Below are 24,108 nucleotides of genomic sequence, written 5' to 3' on the forward strand. Positions count from 1 at the left end.
CGGCCGCATGGACGCGGCCGTTGAGCGTGCAGGGCTGCATTCACAGCGTGTTCTGAAAAGCACAGCTCATTGCGCCTTCCGATAACCTGGTGAAAAGCATACGCCGGATTCGTGACATCGGTAAAATAGTGTTTTAGTCTGTGAGGTATCGGAAAAAACTATGGATATCCCCCGTGTTTGATCTCCGCGCCCTGCGTTACTTCCTCGCCATTTATGAAGAAGGCTCGGTCAGCGCGGCCTCCCGGCGCTGCCACATTGCCCAGCCGTCCATCTCGGCAGCGCTGAAGCAACTGGAAGAGGATCTGGGTGTCACGCTTTTTGAACGCGGTCGCCGGGGTGTGGTGCCGACGGAGGCCGGCCGGCAGTTTTACCCGGAAGCGCTGGCGCTGGTGCGTCAGTCCGAATCCCTGCGCAACCGGTTCCGCACCTCACCGGAAGAGTGGCCCCTGCGGCTCGGGCTCATGCGCTCGCTGGGAGCGGAACGCATGAGTGGCCTGCTGCGACGGGTGCTGGAGCGGGCGCCGGTACAGCTGACCCTGGTGAATCCAGAGGAGCCCTGTGATGCGCGGATCATCAGCCGGGAGTCGGCGACCGCGGCGGAGGCGGTGCAGCCCATCTGGCATGACCGGTACTTTGTGGCGCTGCCTGCCAGGCATCCTCTGTCACTGAAACCGGCGCTGGCGCTCGCCGACCTGAAGCAGCTGGATTTCATTCATCGTCAGCCCTGTGACGCCCTGAGCGAGCTGGAAAGGCAACTGGAGGCCTCGGGCATCCGGTTGCGGGTGCGCGCGCAAATCCGCACCATTGAGTATGCGGTGGCGCTGGTGGCGGCAGGCGTGGGCGCCGCGCTGCTGCCGGACTGGCCGGAAGTACGCAGCCGGCAGGAGGTGGTGCTCAGGCTGTTGGCGCGGCTGGAACTGGCGCAGGACATTGTGCTCGCCTGGCCGCGCAACAGTGCGCCCACACCGGCACTGGAGGCGCTGATCCACGCCTGTGCCGAGGTGGGGCAGCGGATTCTGTAGGAAGGGTGGTTAGCTGTCAGGGCTGTTGCTGTTCCCGGAGCGAAGCGCCTTCTCCAGCGACTGGCAAAGGGTATGCAGGAACTTCACGTCCTTCTCGTTGGCCCAGGCCAGTTGCTCCAGTGCCCACTGCTCCAGGGGCGAACCGGGCACCTTGTCGAGCTGCTGAAAAAGCCGCAGGATGCGCTGGCGCAGGGCGTCCTTCTGCCGGATAGTTCGTGTTTCCGCGTCGGGTGTGGCTACCGCCTCCGCCCTGGCGGATGAGGGCTCGGGCTGGCCCGGCTTACTGGCCGGCAGGTGCGGGTCCGCACTCACGCCTTGCCGCAGAAGGTAGGCATAGAGCATCACCGACTGGCCCAGATTCAGAGACGGATACGGTTGTGCGAGGGGCAAGGTGGTCAGGACATCACACTGGCGCACCTCCTCATTGGAAAGCCCCCGGTCCTCGCGCCCGAACACGATGGCCACATGCGGCGCATCGGGCACATGGTGGCGGATCAGCTGCAGAGTGGCGTCCGGCTCCAGCACAGTGCGCTTGTCATGCCGGGCCTTGGCGCTGGTGGCCAGGGAGAGGTCCACATCGGCCAGTGCCTCGGCCAGCGTGGCGAAGGTTTCGATGCCCTCCAGCACATCATCGGCTCCATGCGCCACCCATCGTGCGGGCGGCTCACGATGTGCACGGCTGTTCACGATCCGCAGGCGCGAGAAGCCCTGCGTTTTCAGTGCCCGGCAGGCGGCGCCCACGTTTTCCGGCACCTTGGGTTCAACGAGGATGAAAGTCAGCTGCATTCAGGAGCCCTGATACACTGTTGAATTCAATGATTGGGGCGGGAGTATACCTTTTTTGGCCGATGACAGAAGTGCGCGTCGTTTGGTAGGCTGGATTTTCACAAGAATTTTGTCGAAAGGATTCGGGATGGCACGCACACACCAATATCTGTCAGCTTTTAGCCTCTGTCTTCTGATCTCAGCCTTGCCTCCGAGCAGCGTTCAGGCATCGGGGAACCATGCCGGCAAGTCTGAAGCAGTGGTTCAGAAAAAGGTTTTCAACATCGATATCGGTGGGTTTATCCGGCTGGCCATCCCGATGGCAATGCTGGAGCAGAGTCTTCTGGTTCCCATTGATGGCGGCGTGATGATGGTTTTTCCGGAAGGTGGCTCGTTTGATGCCTCGGTATTGCCCGATACTCAGACGGGATTTCCCGGGGCAGATATGAGACGGGCGCCAGCATACATGTTTGGTCAAGGAAGCGGATCGGATTCCGGCGATGCATTTCAGAAAGAAATGCAGAAAATGGGGCGGATTTTTATCCAGACCTACCAGCCCATCTCGCCAATCCGGAAGTTTGACATGGAGGGGGGAAGGGGTACTGGCTGGAAGGTACCGAAAATTCACTCATCATTCTTGTCTCGCAAGAAATCCGTGACCATTTGGTCGTCATATCCGCAAAGGGTATCCCGGGTGAAAAGATCATTAACTGGGTTTCTCAAGGTGCCGGGACGGCCGGGAGACTGAACTGATTATTTCCGACCTTCCTTTACTCCGGCACCGGCCGTATCCCCTTCAGCGTCTGGAAGCAGGTACGGCGGGCCAGTTCAAGAAAGTGGGCCATGTAGGGCAGTTCGCGGGTATCGGGGCGGATGGCTGCGTGCAGGGTATTCCACACGCCGTCCGGCGTCAGGGAGCGCGTGGCCACCAGATTCTGGGCAGCGAAATCGGCCACCGCCCAGTTGGGCAGCACGGCCACGCCCCGGTGGCTGGCTACCAGCTGCAGCATCATCAGGGTCAGCTCGGTCTGGCGGACCTCGCGGAACCAGGTGCCTGCCGGGGCCATGAACAGGCGGTACACGTCCAGTTTTTCCTTGCTCACGGGGTAGCTGATCAGCGTTTCTTCAGCCAGCCGTTCGGCGGTGATCTGCGGGACCTTCATCAGGGGATGATCCGGTGCCAGCACCAGCACCGATTCATAGCGAAACAGCGGCGCATAGGCCAGAGCCAGCGAGGTGTCCGGATCGGCGGTGACTACCAGGTCCACGTCGCCGCGCAGCAGGGCCGGCAGGGCATCAAAATGAAAGGCGTTGGAGAGGTCCATTTCCACTTCCGGCCAGTGTTCCCGGTAGGCATTGAGGACCGGCATCAGCCAGTTGAAGCAGCTGTGGCATTCCACCACCATGTTCAGTCGCCCGGCCTCGCCGCCGGCCATGCGCGCCAGCGCCTGCTCCGCCTGTTCCACACGGGGCAGTACCTCGTCAGCCAGGTCGGCCAGTATCTCACCCGCAGGTGTCAGCCGCAGGGGCCGGCTCTTGCGCACGATCACCGCCACATCCAGGCGTTGCTCCAGCTCGCGCAACTGGTGGGAGAGGGCCGACTGGGTCAGTGCCAGCACGTTGGCGGCCTTCGCCAGTGAGCCGGCATCCCGCAGGGCTCTCAGGGTCTGAAGATGTCGCAGTTCGATCCGGTGTCGCATGCTCTGGGCTTCATTGAAAGTGGTGTCATCATAGCATGAGCCGGCGGCTGGAAAACCCTTCCGGTTACGGGGAGGCGTCAGTGGTGCAGACGCTGGCGGTAGCGGCCGGGCGTTTCCCCGAACCAGGCCTGAAAGGCCCGGGTGAAGGCGCTCTGTTCCGAATAGCCCAGCAGGAACCCCACCTCTGCCAGACTCAGCGCAGGATCGCTGAGATAATGCCGGGCCAGCCCCTTGCGGGTGATCTCCAGCAGCTGACGGAAATTGAGGCCGCGGGCTGCCAGCCGCCGGTGCAGGGTGCGCGGAGAAAGATGCAGCGCCCGGGCCAGCGTTGCCAGAGAAGCGGTGCCCCGGGCCATCTGTTCCACCAGATGTTTCTGGGCCTGTTCGATCCACTCGTCCGCCGGGGTTTCCGCCAGCAGTGCATCGGCCTGCCGTTCCAGCAGGATCAGCAGATGGGGGTTGTGAGTATTGATAGGGGTTGAGAGCACCTGGTGAGGCATGTCGATGGCCACCTGGGGCCAGTCGAAATCCACCGGACAACCGAACCAGTCCTCATAGGGGGCAACGGGCCCCGGTGCCGGGTGCAGAAAGTGCACCGCATGGGGCGACAGGGACCGGCCCGTGGCGTGGCGCACATGGGTCACCAGCCCGGCCAGAAAGACCTCGTCGGACAGTTGTGTGGACACACCCCGTTCCACATCCCAGGTCAGGCGCACAAAGCCGTCATGGGGTTCGATCTGCAGACGTGAAAAGTTGTGGATCAGGGCCTGGTAGCGCTGAAAGTGCTGCATGGCTTCGCCCACGGTCCGGCAGTGGAGCGTCATGTAGCCCAGCACGCCGGAGTCCTCCGCGCGGACACAGTCACCGATATGCAGTCCCAGGGCCGGCATGTTGAGATGGGCCTGAATCCGGTCCAGCAGGGCCCACCAGGCGGTCATGGGCATGCGGCTGTGCGGTGGCCTCTGATCCAGCGCCGCCATGAGCTCCGGATCATCCACCGGATGCTGTGCCAGAAAGCGCCGCAGCAGGCTGGCCAGATCACTGGTCACGTAGATGGCAGGGTTCATGGCCGGGCACCCTCAGGTTTGACCGAATCACCTCCCGTGGACAGGTCCTTGCCTGACCCGGGGGCATCTGACCGGCCATTCCGGTGATCCGCCACACCTGTCAGTTGATGGAATGCTGTGCTGGTCATGCGCGGTGGTGTCTCCGGGCGGTTTTTCTGCAGTGTAGACGAGTCTGCGGGGAATGGCGAGAAATGTCAAAACACTGGCTGTGCACATCAAGAAGTGGCCGGACGGATGCGCGATACTCAACCTGAGCCCAACTCCACAACAACAAGCAGGAGCCAACCATGCAGGACGTATTGCACGCCATCGGATTCATCTTTGCCTTCGGCGCCCTCTTTGTGGGCGTGATTGCCGCCGAGGCCTGGTACTGGAAACGTCGCGGGCGAACGGACGTCTATGATCTGAAGGAAACCCTGGCCAACATGGCCACCGGCCTGAATTACAAGCTGGTGGATGGTATTGCCGTCGCCCTGTTCATCCGGGCTTTCTATGACTGGGTGTATCCCTTCGGGCTGCAATACCGGCCGGTGCATGGTATCGGGAGTGTGCTGCTGATCTTTCTGGTCACGGACCTGGCCTTCTGGATCAACCATTTCCTGATGCACAAGGTGCGCTGGTTCTGGGCCGCCCATGTGACTCACCACTCCTCACAGCGCATGAACTACTCCACCGCACTGCGCCAGAACTTTACCCTGCTGTTCAACGGCGGCTGGATGTTCTGGTGGGTGCCCATTGCCCTTGTGGGCTTTGACAAGGACTGGGCCACCATCGCCATCGAGCTCAATCTGGCTTACCAGTTCTTCCTGCACACGGAAACCCGCAGCCCGCTGGACCGCTTCGGCTGGATTCTCAACACCCCGTCCCATCACCGCGTCCATCATGGCAGTCGTCCCTCCCAGATCGACACCAACTTCGGGGGCGTGCTGATTCTCTGGGACAAGCTCTTCGGCACCTTCGTTCCGGAAGACCAGGCCGGGGAAATCCGTTACGGCGTCACCACCCGGCCGCCGACATCGCTCAATCCCTTTCATCTGCAGCTGCACGAATGGCGCAACCTGTTTCAGGACCTCTGGCAGAGCCGTGACTGGCGGGTGGTCTTTCGCGCGCCGGACTGGCGCTCTCCGCGGCTGGATGGAAACCGGAAAGAGGCCTTGGGGCATGACGCGCGGGTGAAGGCCGTGCCGAACAGCGCTGATGACCGGCTGAAACAGGCCGCCCCGGCAGGTGCAGGGCGGCAGGATGTCTGATTGTTGAGAGTCTCTCAATAATGGCTTGAAAATAATGAACTGTACTCAATAAACAAGTCGCTCCAGAATGTCTATCGAAATTATTCGATGGAAGGAGCGAAGGATGCTGACACATTGTCTGGGATACCCGCGGCTGGGGCCGTTTCGGGAGTACAAGTTTGCAGTCGAGAAATACTGGCGCGGTGAGCTGGATCGGGACGGCCTGTCCGCCACACGCCGGGACCTGATCCGCCAGCGTATCGAAGCACAGGTGGCGGCAGGGCTGGATCTGGTGACCGTGGGGGATTTCAGCTGGTATGACCCGCTGGCTGATTGGGCACTGAGTCTGGGCTATGTCCCTGCCCGCCATGCCGGTGAATCCCTTGACCGCGAGGATCAGCTGTTCTTCATGGCCCGGGGTGTGCGGCCCGATGGTGCCGCCGCGCCGGCCCTCCGGCTGCGCAAGTGGTTCGACACCAACTACCATTATCTGGTGCCGGAACTGGAAACCGGACCCGTGCGTCCGCTGGATGTTTCCCCGATGCTGGAAGAGCTGGCTGCTGCCCGGGCCACCGGCAGACCGGTCAAGGTCGTCGTCCCCGGGCCGCTGACCTTCCTCTGGCTGAGCGATGCCGGAGCGGATACGGATCCTCTTGTCCACCTGCCCGTGGTCATCGAGCGCTACCGCCAGGCCCTGACGGAACTGGCCGAAGCCGGTGCCGACTGGATTCAGCTGGACGAGCCGGCCTTTGCGCTGGATCTGCCGGTCAGGTGGGTCAGCCAGGCGGAGGCCGTCTATCACGGTCTGCAGCGTCACGATGTGAAACTGATGGTGACGGTGAGCTATGGTGCGCCGACTCTGCCCCTGTCCACGCTGGCCGCGCTGCCGGTGGCCGCCCTGCACGTGGACGGTCTGGACGACCCTGCCACGGCAGAAGCGCTGGCGGAACGCTTGCCGCCCCACCGTGCCCTGTCGCTGGGTCTGGTGTCCGGCCGTGCGGTCTGGCGGGCAGACCTGAACCGGCTCACGGCCCGGTATGCCGGGTTGGCCCGTCGTCTGCAGGAGAGGCTGTTCATCGGCACCACCACCAGCCTTCAGCATCTGCCCTGGGATCTGGATTCCGAAACGGCCCTGAATCCGGACGTCCGCGCCAAGCTCGCCTTTGCAAGGCAGAAGCTGGACGAGATCGTGACGCTTCGCGCCCTGTTGAAGGCGGCACCGGAAGGACTGGCCATTCAGGACAGCGTACCGGCAGTCACCCCACCCACGGAGGCGGAACTGACGAGAGCAGAGCCCCGGGCAGTCCGGCTGCCGCGCCAGCGGGCGACACTGGATCTGCCCCTGTTGCCCACCACCACCATCGGCTCCTTTCCCCAAACGGCCGAGCTGCGTCACGCGCGTGCTCAATGGCGCAGGGGCGAGCTGGATGAGGCGGGCTACCAGCAGGTCATCGATCGCTATCTTCAGGAGTGCATCCGCATTCAGGAAGATGCAGGCGTGGATGTGCTGGTTCATGGCGAGCCCGAGCGGACGGACATGGTGGAATTCTTCGCGGAGTTTATCGACGGCATGATCACCACCACCTGCGGCTGGGTGCAGAGCTACGGCAGCCGTTGTGTCAAGCCGCCGGTCATCGTGGGCGACCTCAGGCGCCGGCAGCCCATGACAGTGGACATCTTCAGGCGTACCCAGGCACTGACGTCACGTCCCGTGAAGGGCATGCTCACCGGGCCGGTGACCCTGCTCAACTGGTCCTTCGTCCGTCAGGACATTCCGCGTGAGGCGGTGGCCTATCAGCTCGCACGCTGTGTGCGGGAAGAAGTGGCCGATCTGGAAGCGGCAGGCGCCCGCATCATCCAGGTGGACGAACCGGCACTGCGCGAAGGATTGCCCCTGAGGCAGAGCCAGCACCAGGCGTACCTGCAGTGGGCGACCCGGGCCTTCCGGCTGGCCACGGCTGTTGCCGGGCCGGATACCCAGATTCACACGCACATGTGCTATGCCACCTTCGGGGACATACTGGAGGCCATCGTGGCGCTGGACGCGGATGTCATCACCCTGGAAACCTCCCGTGCCCAGGGCGAACTGCTGCGCCATCTGGCCCGGCATCCCTATCCCGCGGACATCGGGCCCGGTGTCTGGGATGTGCACAGTCCGGCCGTGCCTGACACGGCGCAGCTGGTGGCGTTCATCGAGCAATTGCTGACCGTCATTCCGGCAGAGCGGCTGTGGATCAACCCGGACTGTGGTCTCAAGACACGAAACTGGGAGGAGGTCATCCCTTCACTGCATCACATGGTGGATGCGGCACGGCAGGTACGGGAGAGGCTGAACGCTAAGGCGGCCCGGAAAGCGGGTGAGGCGGTGCACTGAAGCCCGGGAAACAGGGAGGTCGCGGGCGGCCTCCCTGCCTTGCCATTCCGGCTCAGTTTACTTGAGCTTGGCACCGTCCCGGTCAAACACACTCACATCCACGCGTATACCCTGGCGGATGGAGGCCGTGACCGTGCAGAAATCCTCGAACTGTTCAAGAATGCGGTCGAGGTGATTGAGGTTTGCCTTGCTGTTGCCCACCGTCAGTTTCACGTCCAGCTTCTGGATGCGCAGGCGGTTGCTCTCGTTGCGCCCGATGGTGACGTCCACCTCCGCACGGATCGGGTAGGCCTGATTCTTGAACTTCTGGTTGGCAAACAGCAGGCTTGCTGCCAGACAGTTGCCCGCAGCCGTGGCCAGCATGCGTTCGGGAGAGGGCCCCTTGAACTGGCCCAGCGGCGCGCCTTCGTCAGTGGTCAGGTCCGGAATGGGTGTATCCGGAAACTTCACCCTGAACTCGTAGCCATCCACCTGTTCCAGTATGACTTTGACTTTTTCGGACACGATTGTTCCCCCTGACAGAATTCATGCGCACTATAGCCAGCACCAGCGGGCTCTGGCAAGCAGGTTGTGTATGGGAGATGAATAAATTGCAAGCGAAGTGCTCTCCCCGGCACTGTGAGTCCGGGGAGAGGATAAGGATTATGCGCTCAGTTTGCGGCGGAAACCAAGGCCTGCCAATCCGAGTCCGAGAAGTGCCAGAGTACCGGGTTCGGGTACAGGACGGATTGTCTCCTGAACCTTGACATCAATAAACGCTTTGGTAAACGAATCAGCTTTCAGCCCTCCAGCGCGCAATTGGTTCAAGTCCCATGCTGCACCGCCGGTTGCCAGTGCGAGTTTCACGTAATCAGAGATCGTCGAACCAGCTCCAAACCAAGCGGAGGCACTTCCGCATGTCGTCACCCCACCGCTGCCATCGGCTTTGTAACCTTTGCCACTGGAGTCCATGCCGAGAGCAGAAGAGCCGTCGCTACAGCGAAAACGGGCGTTGACTACAGCGTTCAACAACGCATTTTCCGCCTTCAGGTTGTTCAGAATGCTACTGAAGGTCAGGCTATTGGTGTTCAGATTATCCCGGTCTTCATCTGTAACCAGAATCACGTTGGTTCGGGCTGTTGGACGCAACGTGTAGTCGTTCAACGCGGTGTGGATGCCGGAGTAGCCGTCCTCGAACCCGCCGTTGAGTACCAGGCTGCCGGTTGCCGCAGCATACTGTGGTGCGGTGCCGAAATCACCGCCGCCCACATTATGCTTGTGCCCGGCGAGATGTGACCCGGCACCACCAAAGCCCACCAAGCCGTACTGGGTACTGACCGGATCCCCTGCCGCAACCGTGTTGAATGCAGCATCCAGAGACTGAATCATTCCGCCGAGCCAGGCATGTTCGCCAGACATTGAGCCGGATTCGTCTACAACAGTGATGACATCAGTGGTGATAGCTACGGCACCGGCACCGGCCGACATGGATAGTACAATGGCGCCAATCGCCGCCTTTAGGGAAGTTGAAAAATTTTTCATGATGATGCTCCATGTTGCTAGATTTGTCAGAGGTTGCATGCCCATTCCCCAGTCAGGTTCGTGAGCCCCTCTGGTATTTCTGCAAATATTGATCCGAAAGTTCCTAAAGCACTATTAATCATCATGATAGTGGGCACTTGCGTTTTTGGGGTTGTCTTATGGCTCAGGATTACTCGGAATGTGTATACCAAGCTGACATGAAATTCAGAGAAGTTGCCTGATATTGATTGAAAAAAGCTCGGTCAGCTCTTGTATTCAGGCGTTCCAATCCGCTTGATTAGCCAGCAATCTCCTGTATTGAATGTGTGAAAAATTTTGACACGACCATTTCCCGAACACTGGCGTCTCCCCATTTTTTCAGAAGGCGCCATTCAACCTTTTGACTTTAAAGGGAAAAACGTGATGTGGTAACGGAATCGGGGTTTCCCTCCAGGTACAATGTGATTGCCTATAAGTCACTGAACCCAAAGGAAAACCCCGATGCCTTACCATGCCACAGATCGGACAAAATGGAAAGCCCGCCTCTGCAGCCTGATTGACCAGGCACCTGAACAGATCACACGGCCTGTGAGAAAACTCATGGCAGAGGTCACTTTCGGCATCCTCACTTCCGGTTCCCTCACGCAGGCAGAGATTGCCCGCACACTCAATGAGCCATGCAGACTGCACCATACCCAGAAGCGCATCTCCCGCATGCTGGCCGGACACAGTGAAGTGGCCTGGGCCGCAGAGCAGGTGCAGCTTGCGCACGTCAGCCGGCACGTCACGCAGGACATGATCCTGGCCATTGATCCGGGCGATCTGAACCGTGACGGCGCACCGAAAAGTGAATGGCGGGGCCGCGTCAGGGACGGCGATACCGGAGAAATTGTCGGCGGATATCCGCTGATGACTGTGGTGGCACGGGATGTCCGGCGCGGGAAGACGCTGCCGTTGCTGACCCGCCTGAACACCCCGCAGCGCACGGCATTCAGAAGCGAGAACCATGACATTCTCTCGGTGATGGATGAAGTGAGCCGGCATATCCGGAAGGATCTGCTCTGGGTGATAGACCGGGGAGGCGACCGGGGCATCCTGTGGGATGCCTGGATCCGGTGTGAGCGACAGGTGCTGGTCAGAGCGGCCAATCAGCGCTACTGGTGCTGGCGGGACCGTCATAAAACAGCGCAGCAGATTGCCCGTGAACTGCCGCTGAAGCACCAAGGGCAGCTCAGACGGGGAGGCCCCCGCGTCAGGTTCGGTATCACCCGGGTGATGCTGCGAGAGCATCCGGACAGCCCCTTGTGGATGATTGTCGTCCGCCATGACCGGCCGGAACCTCTGGTGCTGGTTACCACGCGTCCGGTGCGCGGAAGGCGACAGGGAGAACGCATGATCCATGCCTACATGGACCGCTGGGCCTGCGAGGAAGGCTACCGCTTTACCAAGCAGGGCTTTGCGCTGGAGTCTGTGCCGGCACGGCGCTTCACCACACTTCAGAATCTGGTTGCGCTGGCGAGTCTGGCCTGGGGACTGCTTGCCGTCTGGCAGGACCGGGATAGCTGTCTGATCAGAAGTTCACGCCGTCAAAAGCCAGACAAGGCGCTTAAGTTCCCGTTCTACAGCCTGCTCAAGGGATGGCAGAACCTGTTCAGAGGTGCACGGGTGCTGTTCTGGCCACTTTGGCGCAAACGAAAACCACGAAGTCTGATTGATGACTTGTTTGCCCGAAATGGTTCTCTCGCCACGGGGCCGGGGTAAAAAATGGGGAGACGCCAGTTCCCGAACATACTTGTCATTCTCCTGGAATTCCCATATCTTGTATCCCGGTTTTGGTTCACGCCCACATCTTGGGTTGTGCGAAGAGGGAATCCGGTGCGAATCCGGAACTGACGCGCAGCGGTGTGGGGGAACGAAGGTGACACGGGCCCGGCTGTCGCCGGAGTCCAGGCACTGTCCCCGCGGGGATGGGAAGCCGTCACTGTAGGTTGCCGGGCAGTCCCCGGCGTGCCCCCGAGTCCGAAGACCTGCCAGAACCGGCGCAGCCGCGCCACGAATGACCGCCCTCGCGTTCCAGGGCCGGGCCAGTGTCCGCATGCCGGGATATTCATGCCCGCCTGTGCTGCCTGCCCTGCCACGCGAGGTCTCTGACACGCGAACCGAGCAGGAGCAAGCATGAGTACCGAGCCAACCTGGCAAGTTATCAAGCGCACGGGCGATCTGGCCCCCTTTACCCCCGAAAAGATCCGTATCGCCGTCAGCAAGGCCTTCATTGCCACACTGGGCAACAGTGCGGAGGTCTCCAGCCGCGTCCGGGCACAGTCCCAGAAGATTACCGAAGCGGTTACCGGGGCGCTCAAGCGCCGCCTGCCGGACGGGGGACGCATTCATATCGAGGACATCCAGGATCAGGTGGAACTGGCCCTCATGCGCAGCGGCGAGCACGCCGTGGCGCGGGCCTATGTGCTCTATCGCGAGGCCCATGCCCGCCAGCGCACCGAGGCCGCCAGGACGCAGGGTGCGCCGGAGAAGCCGGTCATACACATCACCGGTGCGGACGGCCAGCGCCGGCCTCTGGACCGCCAGCGCCTCGAAGCCATGCTCGACGAGGCCCTTGAAGGGTTGCAGGATGTCAGCGCCGGGCCGGTACTGGAAGGTATCGAACGCTCCCTGTTTGACGGCATGACGGAAAAGGATCTGGCCGACGCCGTCATTCTCAGCGCCCGCAACCTCATCGACCGGGAGCCGGATTACACCTACGTCGCGGCCCGGCTGCTGCTGGACAAGCTCCGTCACGAAGCTCTGACCCGTCTCTGGCAGGAACCCATCCACCTGACCCAGACCCAGCTGGCGGAACAGTACGGCGACACCCTGGCCCGCACGCTGCAGGTCGGCGCCGAACTGGGCCTGCTGGACCCGGAGCTGACCCGGTTCGATCTCAAACAGCTCGGTGCCGCCCTGAAGCCGGAAAGGGACTTCCGGTTCACCTATCTGGGCCTGCAAACCCTCTATGACCGCTACTTCATTCACGACCACGGTACCCGGATCGAACTGCCACAGATTTTCTTCATGCGGGTTGCCATGGGGCTGGCCATCAACGAGGTGGAGCGGGAACGGCGGGCCATCGAGTTCTACGAACTGCTCTCCAGCTTCGACTTCATGAGCAGCACGCCCACCCTGTTCAACTCCGGAACCCTGAGGCCCCAGCTCTCCAGCTGCTATCTCACCACCGTCCCCGATGACCTGGAAGGCATCTTTAACAGCATCCGGGACGATGCCCTGCTGTCCAAGTTTGCCGGCGGTCTGGGCAACGACTGGACCCGCGTGCGCGGCATGGGCGCGCATATCCGCGGCACCAACGGCACATCCCAGGGTGTCGTGCCCTTCCTCAAGGTTGCCAACGACACGGCCGTGGCCGTGAACCAGGGCGGCAAGCGCAAGGGGGCCATGTGTGCCTATCTGGAAACCTGGCACATCGACATCGAGGACTTCCTCGAACTGCGCAAGAACACCGGTGATGACCGCCGCCGGACCCATGACATGAACACGGCCAACTGGGTGCCGGATCTGTTCATGGAACGGGTGGTGGAAAACGGCGAGTGGACGCTGTTCTCCCCCGATGAAGTGCCGGAACTGCACGACCTCTATGGCCGGGCCTTCCGGGAAAAATACGAGGCATACGAGGCCGCTGCGGACCGGGGAGAAATCCGCGTCTGGCGGCGGGTGAAGGCCCAGGACCTGTGGCGTCGCATGCTCGGCATGCTGTTCGAGACCGGTCATCCCTGGATTACCTTCAAGGACCCCTGCAACATCCGTTCACCCCAGCGCCACTGCGGGGTGGTGCACAGCTCCAACCTGTGCACGGAAATCACCCTCAACACCAGCGATGACGAGATTGCCGTCTGCAACCTGGGGTCCATCAACCTCGCCCGTCACGTGAACGAGAGCGGGCTGGACATGGCCAAGCTGGAACGTACGGTGCGCACGGCCATGCGCATGCTGGACAACGTCATCGACTACAACTTCTACGCCGTCCCCCAGGCACGCCGGGCCAACCTGCGTCATCGCCCCGTGGGGCTGGGCATCATGGGCTTTCAGGATGCCCTTTATGCCCTGCGCATCCCCTACGCCAGCGAAGAAGCGGTGGAATTTGCCGACCACAGCATGGAGGCCATTTCCTGGTTTGCCATCCGCGCCTCCACCGATCTGGCGGAAGAGCGCGGCCCCTATCCCAGCTTCGAAGGCTCCCTCTGGAGCCAGGGGATTCTGCCCATCGACTCCATCCGGCTGCTGGCGGAAGAGCGCGGCAACTACCTGGCCATGGACACCTCCAGCCATCTGGACTGGGACAGTCTGCGCGAGCGAGTGCGCAAGGTGGGCATGCGCAACTCCAACTGCATGGCCATCGCACCCACGGCCACCATCTCCAACATCTGCGGGGTGAGCCAGTCCATCGAGCCGACCTATCAGAACCTCTATGTGAAGTCGAACCTGTCCGGCGAGTTCACCGTGGTCAACCCCTGGCTGGCCCGTGACCTCAAGGCCCGCGGCCTGTGGGATGACGTCATGGTCAATGACATCAAGTATTACGACGGCTCCGTGCAGCAGGTGGAGCGTGTGCCGGAGGACCTGCGCGCCCTCTACCAGACTGCCTTTGAAATGGACACGCGCTGGCTGATCGAAGCTGCCTCAAGACGTCAGAAATGGCTCGACCAGGCCCAGTCCCTCAACCTGTATCTGGCCGAGCCCTCCGGCAAGAAGCTGGACGCCCTCTACACCCTGGCCTGGGTGCGTGGTCTCAAGACGACCTACTACCTGCGTTCGCTCGGGGCCACCGCCATGGAGAAGCATGCCGATGACCGGGACACCCTGAGCACCCCGGTGCCGGAAGCCCCGGCTGCGGAGCCCGAGCCCAAGGTGTGCTCGATTCTGGACCCGGACTGTGAGGCTTGCCAGTAAGCCGCGCAAGCCAGGAGCACTTTTCCCGATCAGCCGCCGGGTTTCGGACAACCGCCTCACGCGACAGGCGTCCGGATGTACCGGAACCCGGCAAGCGCCCGGCACGAGAGCCGGGAGTGGAGACAAACGAGGAGAATCATCATGCTGGACTGGGACGATCCCATTTCCGCTTTCAAGAAACCGGCCGCCACTCAGACCGATACGACTACGCCGGTGCCGACACCGGATGAACACGCCCTGTCAGAGGCCGGAGCGACAGCCAAGGTACCCGAAAAACCGACCCCCACGGATGCCCGGCCCGCCTCGGGCGAGGTGCCGGCGACCCGGCCGGCCGGAGACGCGGGTATTCCAAGCCCCGATGCTGCCGCGCTGCCGCCCGTGCGCGCCGAGGACAAGCGGGTGATTACCGGGCAGACGGACATCAACCAGCTCGCACCCTTCCGCTACCCCTGGGCGTGGGAATTCTTCCTCAACGCCAACAAGAACCACTGGACCCCACTGGACATCAACATGGGGCAGGATGTGCATGACTTTCACCACCGTCTGACCGTGGAGGAACGCCACCTGTACACCAATGTGCTGGCCTATCTCACCACTTCGGACGTGCTCGCCATGCGCAACATCGGGCTGGCGGTGATGGAAAAGATGTGCGCGCCGGAGCTGCAGATTTATCAGGCCCGGCAGGTGTACGAGGAAGCCCTGCATACCTGGACCTACCAGCACTGCATCGAAAGCATCGGCCTGGATCAGGGGGAAATCTACAACCGTTACCGGGTGGTGCCCGAGATTCACGGCAAGATCCGGCTGGCCAACCAGCGGCTGGAATCCGTCCTGCGGGCGGACATCGATCTCACGGACCGGGACGAACAGCACAACTTCATCATGGCCTATATCTTCTTTGCGGCCGTGTTCGAGGGCTGCTGGTTCTACAATGGCTTCACGCCGATCTTTGCCCTGCAGCGCCGCGGGCTGATGAAGGGCACCGCCGAGCAACTCCAGTACATCATGCGCGATGAGGTGCTCCACGCCGCGTTCGGCATCCGGGTCTGCAATCAGATCATCCAGGAGGAAAACCTGAAGCCGGATCCCAGGGCCATCCGTGACATGTGGGACGAGGCCGAGGCAGCCGAAGCGGCCTATGCGGGCTACATCCTCCGGGATCCCATTCTGGGCTACTCGAAGGACGAGCACATGGAGCAGTTCCGCTTCATTGCCAACCGCCGTGCCCGCAAGCTGCATCTGCCGGAACCGTTCCCGGGCGCCCGCAACGCCGTGCCTTGGCTCGACGAGCAGGCCAACCTGCGCAAGGAAAAGAACTTCTTCGAAACCCGCGTCACCGAGTATCAGACCGGCGGCGCGCTGCGCTGGGACTGATCTTCTCCAAAATCAAGCCGGTACGTGCGCGTGCCGGTTTACTTTCCGCCTTCCTGTTGCAGGAGCGTGGTAAAGTCGTCCAGATCCGCAAACAGCGACTTTTTGTTCAGCCGGCGGAATCGTCTGTACGCCGAATAGCGATACAGGCGACCCCGGCGGATCAGACTGCGCACGTCGTCGAGTGTGCTTGTCCGGGCTGGCGGAATCTTTCCGGAAAACGTTAGCAGAAAATCCACTATGGGCCAGAAGCACAGTGCCATCGCTGCTCCGGCCGCCATGACCAGGGTCCATGCTTGCCAGACTGTCATGAAATGCGCCTATGCGGCAAAGCCAACAACTGCTGCACTATCGCCGACCCTGAAAGCCTGATGCCATCCCGGACACTGACTCATGATGTTGACCTCCTTGTTTGTGAAACATGCTTCCTGATAGTACTGGGCAAGACCAATTGTATGGATGCTTCCCTGAGCAATGCAAGCAATGTGCACTCGGCACAAGCCCGAATCACACAGAGTTTCATTAGGGGATGCCGATGACAGGAGTACTCGCTTCGGTTTTGTCACCCTAACGCTTGTATGCTAATTTTATTGCTTCTGAAGCTTGTTGACTGAATGTTTTTGCCACAGGGATGAGCGATGCTGATCAAGGCCCCGGACGACAAAACCCCTCTCATTACCGAACTGGAGCAACTTCTGGCGACAGCGCCGGCCGACAAGCAGAAACTGATCCAGCGTGAGCTGAACCAGATGCGGGCAGGGCTCAAGGCAGAGAAGGAAGCCGCCTACCTCATCGACTTCGAGTACGGCAAAAGCGAGTATATTGCGGTCATTCATGACCTGCGCCTGGACATCGGCGGTCGTGTCGCCCAGATTGACCATCTGATCCTCAACCGGTTTCTGCACCTGTTTGTACTGGAAACCAAGAGTGCGCGGTCGGGTATCCGGATCACGGAAGAAGGCGAATTCCTGCGCTGGAACAGTTATACACGCAGCTATGAAGGTATGGCCTCGCCGCTGGCTCAGAATGAGCGTCATATCATGGTTCTGAAGGAAGCCTTTGGCCGGATCGAATTGCCCAGGCGCCTGGGCATCACCCTGGTACCCACCTGCATTTCCTGTGTCATCGTTCCGCCAGCCGTGCGGGTCATCCGCCCGAAAAAATTCGATACCAGTCAGGTGATACAGGCGGACCGGCTTTCGGACGCGCTGGACGCTCTGGTGAACAAGCAGAACCCCTACAGTACCCTTGGCAAAATCGTCAGCGCCGAGACCGTCATGAATCTTGCGCGGCAACTGGCTTCTCTGCACAAGCCCATGCAAATCGACTATGCAGCCAGGTTCGGGTTGCAGAATACACCGCAAACGGTACAGACTGCGTACGAGAATTTTCAGGGAGGGCAGGATACCGTATCGACGCATGAGCCGGTACCCTTGACGCCCGACCAAAGCGCCCCGGTATGCCGTCATTGCGGGCAGGCATCCCTGCGCATCCTTTACGGCCGCTACGGTTACTATTTCAAGTGTGACGCTTGTGAAGGGAATACGCCCATCCGGCTGCAGTGCACAGATGCCAGCCACAAAGTCCGGTTGCGAAAGCAGGGCAATCAGTTTTTCAGTATCTGTCCGGAGTGTGATCGGGAATCCCTGTACTGGGTCAATCCAGCGGATTGACGAGTACGTTGAAAGGATAAATATATTTGCAGACAAGGAGTTGGATGAGTTTTCAACAATCGAGGAATTCTCGGTAGTTCGGCAGGAAGGAAAACGGCAGGTTCGACGACGGCTCCGGCACTATAATCTGGATGCCATTATCTCGTTAGGTTCCCTAACGGTCTTCGGTAAGCCGGCTTATCCAACCATTGAAGCCAAGGCCGCACACTTGTTGTACTTTGTGATCAAGAATCACCCGTTTGTTGACGGTAACAAGCGCAGTGGAGCGTTTCTTTTCGTTGATTTTCTGGCACGCAACGGCCGACTCATTCGTAACGGCGAACCAGTGATCAACGACGTGGGGCTGGCAGCATTGGCGTTGTTGGTTGCCGAATCGGACGCCAGAAATAAGGACGTCGTGATCCGGCTGATCGAGAACATGCTGGCCATACCCGCTATTGAGAAGGGATAGGCTCAGTAGCCCGCTGAAGGATCAGGCGGCTCCAGTCCTGCTTCGGCATAGCCGGTCACAATGTGCTGCAGGTAGGCCTCTGACGGACGGCCCTCGCCCAGTCGGTCGGGATGGCCCAGATAGATATGACAGGGCAGGGTCCGGTCTCCGTTCAGGGGAACGTCCACAAGGGTGCGCAGGTAATGCGCCGGCGCGCGTTCAAAGCCATCCATGATATGAAGCTGATCCGGTGTCAGGGTGGCAATGCGCACGGGCAGACGATCTTCGGGGCGACCGGTCCAGACCGCATTGGCGACGGTTCCGTTGCCGTCGAAGGCCGTCTTGTTGAAGGCCAGCCGGTAGCCGGGCAGCCAGGCTGTACGCAGGTCCTGCACCGGACCACCCGGTCCTCCAGCCGCTTGCGGCTCATGTTGGAACCGTAGCACAGCAGATACTGGAGGCTGTCCCGCGGATGGCAATGGACCCGGTAACAGGGCACCTCAACCCGGGGCGCAGGTCGCTTCAGGGCGTAAAAGTAGGCATCAACCGTCACCGGCTGCCCGTCGGCGAGCCGCCGGACCCTGACGCTGCGGCGAAAGTAGAGGGATGCATCCGGCCGGTCGGGAAAGCAGTCTTCATACTGGTCCAGGGCCTTCAGGTGACGCGGAGTCACCTGATAGAGTTCGCCCAGTACACCCGGCCCACCTTCAATCAGTCCCGGATAGGTCCCCAGATCGGCCAGCTGCACCCGGTTCAGCCAGCCGAGCCCGCGAAAGCGGGCGCCCCGCATCAGCATGTCGGCAGGCATGCCCTGACGCAACGTGCCGTACACCCAGATTTCCGGCATGTGTCCTCCTGTTGGCAACCTTTCAAAGGTAGTGCACGGCGCTGGCCTTCGTCAAAGCCCGGGCGTGATTGCAAACCAACGCAAACAATGGAGCCGGGGCATTCGCAGCCCGGTCCGGTCAGGGCTACACTATCAGCATGCGTATCCTGATCACGATTTTCATCGGGTGTCTGGTCTCACTGGCATGGGCCGGCGAGCCTGTGGTCACGCTCATGTATTTCGAGCGTCCCCCTTACATGACCCTCGATCCGGACGGCAGGCTTGCCGGGCTGGTGGGTGAGCCGGTGGAAAAGGCGGTGACCCTGGCCGGGCTTCGGGTTGTCAGGGAGGAAGCGCCGGCGGCGCGGCAGCTCTACCTCATGCAGCGCAGTACCCGGCCGCTCTGCGGCATCGGCTGGTTCCGCACGCCGGAGCGGGAGCAGTGGGCCCGCTTCTCTCTGCCGCTCTACACGGATCACCCCTACCAGTTGGTCAGCCGATTCAGTCCACCCTATACCCTGGCCGAGTTGCTCGAAAACGGCGGTACCCTGCTGGTTCAGCATGGCTATGCCTATGGGGAGCCGGTGGACAGTCTGATCCGTCGCCACGAACCCCAGGTGACGGATGTGACGGTACCGGTGACGACCATCATGAACATGCTGCGTCATGGCCGGGCCGACATGGCCCTGATGGCCTTTGAGGAAGTGCAGGCACTGCTGAGTCCGTTGCCGGAAGGCTGGATTGCCGCGACGCCGGAAGACATGCCCCCGGGTCTGGACCGGCACCTGATGTGCAATCAGGCGGTGAGCGATGACTGGATCAGGCGTTTCAATGCCGGGCTGATGGAAGACTGATCAACAGCCGCAAGACCTGTGCCGGCGCGGTTCGGCGCCGCTTGTCCGAAGCCTGTTCACAAGGTTATCCACAGGATTTGGGGAAAACTCCGGTATGCCGTACACTGGTATCCGGTGTCTCACAGGGTCCGGAGATCTGCATATGGTAATCCTCAACAGACCGGTTCGCTGGCTGATACTCTTCATCCTGCTGTGGCTGGGGGATGCGCCAGCGATCCCGTACGGCTGGATTATGACCAGAATGCCCGGTTCGAGCCGGTCAGTACCTGGGTATTTCTGGGTGCCACGGCGGATGCGGGTGAGGCAGTGACCCTCATGGACCGGCGCGTTCATGATGCCCTGAAGGTGATTCTCGATCACCGGGGCTGGCAGGAAGTGAGCGGGTCCGGGGCCCGGATCGGCTGGCGCTGGGATGTGATCGAGGATACCGAACTGGAGCCGGCGCCGGGCGTGACCTGGGGTGTGGGTTTTGGTATCGGGCACCGGCACAGTGGTCTGGGATTCGGGTTCCGGACACCCGCGCCAATGAGGGAGAAGCGTCACTACCGTCTGGTGCTGGAGGCGCTGAAGATGCCGGAGCGGCAGGTGATCTGGCGGGCCGAATCCCGTGAGCGGCTGCTGCAGGAGGACACCCCTGAAGCCCGAACCGCCCAGATCCGGCGGCTGGTGGCGGAAATGCTCGGACACTGGCCGCCCCCCGGCCGCTGAACTCAGTCGTCCGGGCCGGACAGCGATACGGCAGGGGCCTGTCGTGCCGACGCGTCCGCCTTCAGGTGGGCCGCATCCTCGAACCGGAACAGCCGGGCCAGGATCAGGTCGGGAAAGCTTTCCCGGCGCGTCGTGTAGCGTTCGATGGCCAGCGCCAGTCCGTCACGCATGAAGGCCAGTTCGTTCTCCACCTGAGTCACCATGGCCATGAGCTTGCTCATTACCGGTTGTGCCTTGAGCTGTGGATAGGCTTCCACGGCCGTGCGGAAGCGACCGAGGGTTTCCAGTTCATCCTCCAGATGATGCAGCACCCGGTCCGCACCCTCCTGCGCTGCCGGCAGGTTGCGCAGTGCGGCCAGGCGGGTCTGCAGTTGCTGTTCGTGGGTCAGGTAGCGCCGGGCGACCTTTTCCAGATTGGGCAGCAGGTCATGGCGCTTCTGCAGGATGACATCAATGTTGGCCCGGTTGCGCACCACCCGCTGGCGCAGGAACACCAGATCGTTGTAGTGCAGAACCAGAGTGGTCACAATGAGCAGTCCGGGTGAAATCATGGCGGCCGCCAGAAAATCCGTGGGCGCGAAGCCGCCGGACTGTCCGAAACCCAGCAGTGCGGCCAGCAGCACGCCGGCAAAGCCCAGGGCCACGGACACCATGCCGGCCGTGGCCTTGCGCAGCATCAGGGTTTCTTCGTCCAGATTGGAAATGATATAGGGCACGTCCGGGTCGCGTTCAAAGCGCAGCGTCGAGGGGGCCTCCGGCACGGGACGGGCCTGACCCAGCACGTAGAGGGCGTCGCCCGGTTCCAGCCGGGTTTCGGTGTAGCGCATGTCACCATGGCGCTGCGTGTCCTTGTGGCGGGTAATGATTTCCGCATCATCCGGATGAATGGCGATCCGGCCGCTCATGTCCTCACACTGGAAGACCCGGTACTCGTTGCGGCTTTCAATGGTGACCCAGCGCGCGTTCTTGCCGGAGCCCCGGCGTTCTTCCACCCGGTAGGTGAACCAGGTGCACGGGCGGCCCGTCAGCGGCCCGGTCAGGGGCGGATCCAGCGGCGTCAGCACGCCGGCCACTTCATTGATGCCCGGCACCACCGCTGCCACGTCGGTGGTGGGAATGTTTTCGATCATGCGCTTGACCCGCACCCAGCGGAAGGCCAGGAAGAAGGCAAGCACACCCAGGACGAGTGCAATCCAGTACACCCAGGGCAGGTAACCGCCTTGTGCCACCGTCGGGACCACGCCGGACAGTGCTTCACGTGTCCGGGCATCCACGGGCCAGTGTTCCGCCACCGGCGGTACCCGCAATCCCCACCAGGGGGCCAGCCAGCGCTCCGGGAAGCGGCGGAAGTCCCGTTCTAGCCGGTCATGGGCCGCGGCCAGCCGGGTGTAGATGTCCGTGACCTGCTGTCGTACCGCGTCCGGCACGTCCGGTCGGCTCAGGGCGTCGGCCAGGGCGCTTTCGTTGCCGAGGCGGATGTCCGCCTTCCAGAGAATGTGGCTGGCCAGTTTCCAGCTGTTGTCGTGCTGGGCCTGAAGCCGGGTGAGCGCATCACTCAGGTCGGCCCGCATCATGGACAGTCCGAGGCTGACCAGCACGGCGGCCAGCACCGCCGACAGGGTGGAGAGATAGCCCAGAAGGCGGTGCTGTTTCAGGGCGCGGAAAGCGGCGAACAGGGCCAGGGCCATCAGGGAGAGCCCGCCCCAGAGCTTGAACAGGGCCAGCACGCCGAGGCTGTTGCGTTCGGCGGCTTCACCCTCCGTGGAAATGATGGGGCGATACTGGCCCGGCTTGTCCAGTCGCAGCACCATGCCCACCGGCTCGAGGCTCGCATAGCCGAACACGCTGACGCGGTCTCCCGGCTCCAGCCGCCATTCCGTGTAGCGGTGCGAGCCCTGCTGACGGTAGAAGCGCTGGGGCACGTGCCAGGTTACGGGCACGGTGCCCGGGTCCACGAACACGAACAGGGTACCGGTGTCATCCGCCAGCCTGAAATCCACCCCCTGGGCCACGTCTTCCACCGTATCCCAGTAGGTGTTGCCATCCGAATCCCGTTTCTGCACGTCATGCCGGTAATGGTAGTAAAGGCTGGGCGTGCGCGTATGGCGGCTGATCACCTGTTTCTGCCATTTCCGCGCCTCGCCCGTGACCAGGGTTTCCCCGCCCGTGACCGCGTGAACCGGCGTGGGTACCAGGCGTTCAAGCTGACGCACGGCCCGTACATCCGTGTAGCCGTTGTTCAGGAGCAGCCAGCCACCGACGCTCAGGGCCAGTGCCAGCAATGCGTAGAGGATACGACTCATCAAGTGTCCTTTTGTTGTGCCAGGATGGTGTGCAGCAGTGTCTTCACATCTTGGCGGATGCAGTCCGGGGCGTCAATGCGGGCCACATCGGCCACACTCAGCAACCAGTGGCGCAACTGCACGGTACGGCGCACCCGTGCGGTCAGATGCCAGTTGCCCTGAGCGTCCTTCGTCAGCGTCTGATCCGGGCTGATGGGGGAGTCGCGCAGGTCATCCAGCAGACCGGGCCGCAGGGTCCTGGACGGGAAGGTGAGCCGGAGGGTGTAGAGATCCCGGTCGGCCGGATCCAGATACATCTCCATTTCGCCGGATTCCAGCCACTGGCGCAGGTTGAAGCCGGGGTCCACACGGGCACTGCCCGGTTCCAGCCAGGCGGAATGAATGCGGTGCACCAGGAAGGTCTGCAGGGTTTCACCGTCATCCTTGCGGGCCACCAGGTAGAGCTTGGGCAGGAGAATGGCCACACCGTACACATGCACGCGGTAGGTGCTCAGACCCCGGGCGCTGCGGTACTCGAAGCCGAGCATGCGACCCAGGATGATGGCCCGGTAGAGGGTATCCAGTACCAGGGGATCATAGGGAGCCGCCTGCAGGGCATGCCCCCGCTGAAAGAACTCCACCGAGTCCTTGAGACGGCCGTAGTGATGCGGACGGAGACCTCGGTGGGCCTGACTGAGTCGCCGTTCCGCCTGTTCCAGAAACCAGGCCAGTTCATCCCGGGTGCCGGCAGGCAGGATGGGCGCCAGGTGCTTGCCGGTCATGCCCAGGGTCAGCGCCATGAAGGCCGGCATCCGCTCCCAGTCGAAACGCATGTCGGACCAGGGTTCCAGGGCCCAGTACAGGGTGCGGCGCGGGCCCTGTTCCACGGTGAGGCCGAAGGGGTTGTCCGGCTCGCCGTCCTCGTCCACTTCGCCGAGGAGAAAGTTCAGGTCGCGCTGAACCAGCCGCAGCGCGGCAGGCTCACTTGTTTCGTTGTCCACGTAGTCCGCATCCCGCAGGTGTTGAAGGATATCCCCTGTGGTACGTGGCACGCGGCTGCGCTTGAGGTAGTCGAGAATGGCCAGCCGGCGCAGAAAGGTCCGCATGAGGTTCGTCTTGCTTGTAGTGTTCGACACATTCTGTCGTTTTGGTGGGTAATCTGCAACCTGTCACAACGGGAATGCAACAGAGGAGACACCCCATGTATCAGGTCAAGGCGATCAGCAAGAAAGGTACCCAGTTCCGCTTTCGTGTGCGGACAGGCAGCATTCAGGAGCTTCAGAACATGCTGGATGCGATATTCAGGGGGCGCGGCATGCGCATGGTGCTGGTGCAGCCGGTGTGACGG

Annotated in this window: 22 protein-coding genes and 1 riboswitch; of the genes, 12 read left to right on the forward strand and 10 right to left on the reverse strand. The window is 61.7% G+C overall.

Annotation, left to right across the window (positions count from 1 at the left end; genetic code table 11):
• Positions 1–173: 173 nt before the first annotated feature.
• Positions 174–1,022 carry a LysR family transcriptional regulator gene (locus tag AAIA72_RS12560; RefSeq protein WP_369600656.1) on the forward strand — a complete coding sequence of 283 codons (849 nt, stop codon included), beginning with the start codon at positions 174–176 and terminating at the stop codon, positions 1,020–1,022.
• 9 nt (positions 1,023–1,031) lie between these two features.
• On the opposite strand, the gene AAIA72_RS12565 is transcribed toward AAIA72_RS12560, so the two are convergent.
• Entirely contained in the window at positions 1,032–1,808 is a 777-nt protein-coding gene (locus AAIA72_RS12565) for a tRNA/rRNA methyltransferase (RefSeq protein ID WP_369600657.1), read from the reverse strand.
• A gap of 127 nt (positions 1,809–1,935) precedes the next feature.
• On the opposite strand from AAIA72_RS12565, the gene AAIA72_RS12570 reads away from it, so the two are divergent.
• The gene (locus tag AAIA72_RS12570) at positions 1,936–2,535 is read left to right on the forward strand and encodes a hypothetical protein (RefSeq protein ID WP_369600658.1); all 600 of its coding nucleotides are present in this window, start codon (positions 1,936–1,938) and stop codon (positions 2,533–2,535) included.
• 22 nt (positions 2,536–2,557) lie between these two features.
• Here the strand turns inward: AAIA72_RS12570 and AAIA72_RS12575 are convergent, their stop codons facing one another.
• Entirely contained in the window at positions 2,558–3,487 is a 930-nt protein-coding gene (locus AAIA72_RS12575) for a LysR family transcriptional regulator (RefSeq protein WP_369600659.1), read from the reverse strand.
• 77 nt (positions 3,488–3,564) lie between these two features.
• Positions 3,565–4,554: an AraC family transcriptional regulator ligand-binding domain-containing protein gene (locus tag AAIA72_RS12580; RefSeq protein ID WP_369600660.1), complete on the reverse strand. Its 990-nt coding sequence runs from the start codon at positions 4,552–4,554 to the stop codon at positions 3,565–3,567.
• 287 nt (positions 4,555–4,841) lie between these two features.
• Here AAIA72_RS12580 and AAIA72_RS12585 point away from each other — a divergent pair, with 287 nt between their 5' ends.
• Positions 4,842–5,804 (forward strand): sterol desaturase family protein, encoded by a 963-nt coding sequence (locus AAIA72_RS12585; RefSeq protein ID WP_369600661.1) that lies wholly within the window; start codon positions 4,842–4,844, stop codon positions 5,802–5,804.
• 103 nt (positions 5,805–5,907) lie between these two features.
• Positions 5,908–8,157, forward strand: a complete 2,250-nt coding sequence (gene metE, locus AAIA72_RS12590) for a 5-methyltetrahydropteroyltriglutamate--homocysteine S-methyltransferase (RefSeq protein ID WP_369600662.1) — start codon at positions 5,908–5,910, stop codon at positions 8,155–8,157.
• A 57-nt stretch (positions 8,158–8,214) separates the two neighbouring features.
• Here metE and AAIA72_RS12595 read toward each other — a convergent pair whose 3' ends face one another.
• Complete coding sequence (locus tag AAIA72_RS12595; RefSeq protein WP_369600663.1) at positions 8,215–8,661, reverse strand: OsmC family protein; 447 nt, start codon at positions 8,659–8,661, stop codon at positions 8,215–8,217.
• A 138-nt stretch (positions 8,662–8,799) separates the two neighbouring features.
• Positions 8,800–9,717, reverse strand: coding sequence for a vWA domain-containing protein (locus tag AAIA72_RS12600; protein WP_369600664.1), 918 nt, complete (start codon positions 9,715–9,717; stop codon positions 8,800–8,802).
• A gap of 540 nt (positions 9,718–10,257) precedes the next feature.
• On the opposite strand from AAIA72_RS12600, the gene AAIA72_RS12605 reads away from it, so the two are divergent.
• The 3 genes from AAIA72_RS12605 (at position 10,258) to AAIA72_RS12615 (ending at position 15,990) form a co-directional block, all read left to right on the forward strand.
• Positions 10,258–11,418 carry a hypothetical protein gene (locus tag AAIA72_RS12605; RefSeq protein ID WP_369600498.1) on the forward strand — a complete coding sequence of 387 codons (1,161 nt, stop codon included), beginning with the start codon at positions 10,258–10,260 and terminating at the stop codon, positions 11,416–11,418.
• Between the two features lie 55 nt (positions 11,419–11,473).
• Positions 11,474–11,707: riboswitch (cobalamin riboswitch) on the forward strand.
• Between the two features lie 125 nt (positions 11,708–11,832).
• A complete protein-coding gene (locus tag AAIA72_RS12610) occupies positions 11,833–14,616 on the forward strand; it encodes a ribonucleoside-diphosphate reductase subunit alpha (RefSeq protein ID WP_369600665.1) in 2,784 nt (927 codons plus the stop codon).
• Positions 14,617–14,757: 141 nt separating this feature from the next.
• Positions 14,758–15,990 (forward strand): ribonucleotide-diphosphate reductase subunit beta, encoded by a 1,233-nt coding sequence (locus AAIA72_RS12615; RefSeq protein ID WP_369600666.1) that lies wholly within the window; start codon positions 14,758–14,760, stop codon positions 15,988–15,990.
• Positions 15,991–16,028: 38 nt separating this feature from the next.
• On the opposite strand, the gene AAIA72_RS12620 is transcribed toward AAIA72_RS12615, so the two are convergent.
• Positions 16,029–16,298, reverse strand: coding sequence for a hypothetical protein (locus tag AAIA72_RS12620; protein WP_369600667.1), 270 nt, complete (start codon positions 16,296–16,298; stop codon positions 16,029–16,031).
• A gap of 327 nt (positions 16,299–16,625) precedes the next feature.
• Here AAIA72_RS12620 and AAIA72_RS12625 point away from each other — a divergent pair, with 327 nt between their 5' ends.
• Positions 16,626–17,660 carry a nuclease-related domain-containing protein gene (locus tag AAIA72_RS12625; protein WP_369600668.1) on the forward strand — a complete coding sequence of 345 codons (1,035 nt, stop codon included), beginning with the start codon at positions 16,626–16,628 and terminating at the stop codon, positions 17,658–17,660.
• Between the two features lie 40 nt (positions 17,661–17,700).
• Complete coding sequence (locus AAIA72_RS12630) at positions 17,701–18,111, forward strand: Fic family protein (RefSeq protein ID WP_369600669.1); 411 nt, start codon at positions 17,701–17,703, stop codon at positions 18,109–18,111.
• 2 nt (positions 18,112–18,113) lie between these two features.
• Here AAIA72_RS12630 and AAIA72_RS12635 read toward each other — a convergent pair whose 3' ends face one another.
• Both AAIA72_RS12635 and AAIA72_RS12640 read right to left on the reverse strand, forming a co-directional pair.
• Entirely contained in the window at positions 18,114–18,461 is a 348-nt protein-coding gene (locus AAIA72_RS12635) for a gamma-glutamylcyclotransferase family protein (RefSeq protein WP_369603004.1), read from the reverse strand.
• Positions 18,344–18,937, reverse strand: a complete 594-nt coding sequence (locus AAIA72_RS12640; protein WP_369600670.1) for a gamma-glutamylcyclotransferase — start codon at positions 18,935–18,937, stop codon at positions 18,344–18,346. Before AAIA72_RS12640 ends, AAIA72_RS12635 begins: the two co-directional genes overlap by 118 nt.
• Positions 18,938–19,074: 137 nt before the next feature.
• Between AAIA72_RS12640 and AAIA72_RS12645 the strand changes: the two genes are divergently transcribed.
• Both AAIA72_RS12645 and AAIA72_RS12650 read left to right on the forward strand, forming a co-directional pair.
• The gene (locus AAIA72_RS12645) at positions 19,075–19,770 is read left to right on the forward strand and encodes a substrate-binding periplasmic protein (RefSeq protein WP_369600671.1); all 696 of its coding nucleotides are present in this window, start codon (positions 19,075–19,077) and stop codon (positions 19,768–19,770) included.
• 192 nt (positions 19,771–19,962) lie between these two features.
• A complete protein-coding gene (locus AAIA72_RS12650; RefSeq protein WP_369600672.1) occupies positions 19,963–20,478 on the forward strand; it encodes a DUF4136 domain-containing protein in 516 nt (171 codons plus the stop codon).
• 2 nt (positions 20,479–20,480) lie between these two features.
• Here AAIA72_RS12650 and AAIA72_RS12655 read toward each other — a convergent pair whose 3' ends face one another.
• Positions 20,481–22,781: a LemA family protein gene (locus tag AAIA72_RS12655; RefSeq protein WP_369600673.1), complete on the reverse strand. Its 2,301-nt coding sequence runs from the start codon at positions 22,779–22,781 to the stop codon at positions 20,481–20,483.
• Positions 22,781–23,866: a helix-turn-helix transcriptional regulator gene (locus AAIA72_RS12660; RefSeq protein WP_369600674.1), complete on the reverse strand. Its 1,086-nt coding sequence runs from the start codon at positions 23,864–23,866 to the stop codon at positions 22,781–22,783. The genes AAIA72_RS12655 and AAIA72_RS12660 overlap by 1 nt, the downstream gene beginning before the upstream one ends.
• 95 nt (positions 23,867–23,961) lie before the next feature.
• Here AAIA72_RS12660 and AAIA72_RS12665 point away from each other — a divergent pair, with 95 nt between their 5' ends.
• Entirely contained in the window at positions 23,962–24,105 is a 144-nt protein-coding gene (locus tag AAIA72_RS12665) for a hypothetical protein (protein ID WP_369600675.1), read from the forward strand.
• The last annotated feature ends 3 nt before the right edge of the window (positions 24,106–24,108 follow it).

The organism is Thermohahella caldifontis, assembly GCF_041153465.1.
GTDB classification, from domain to species: Bacteria; Pseudomonadota; Gammaproteobacteria; order Pseudomonadales; family Oleiphilaceae; genus Thermohahella; species Thermohahella caldifontis.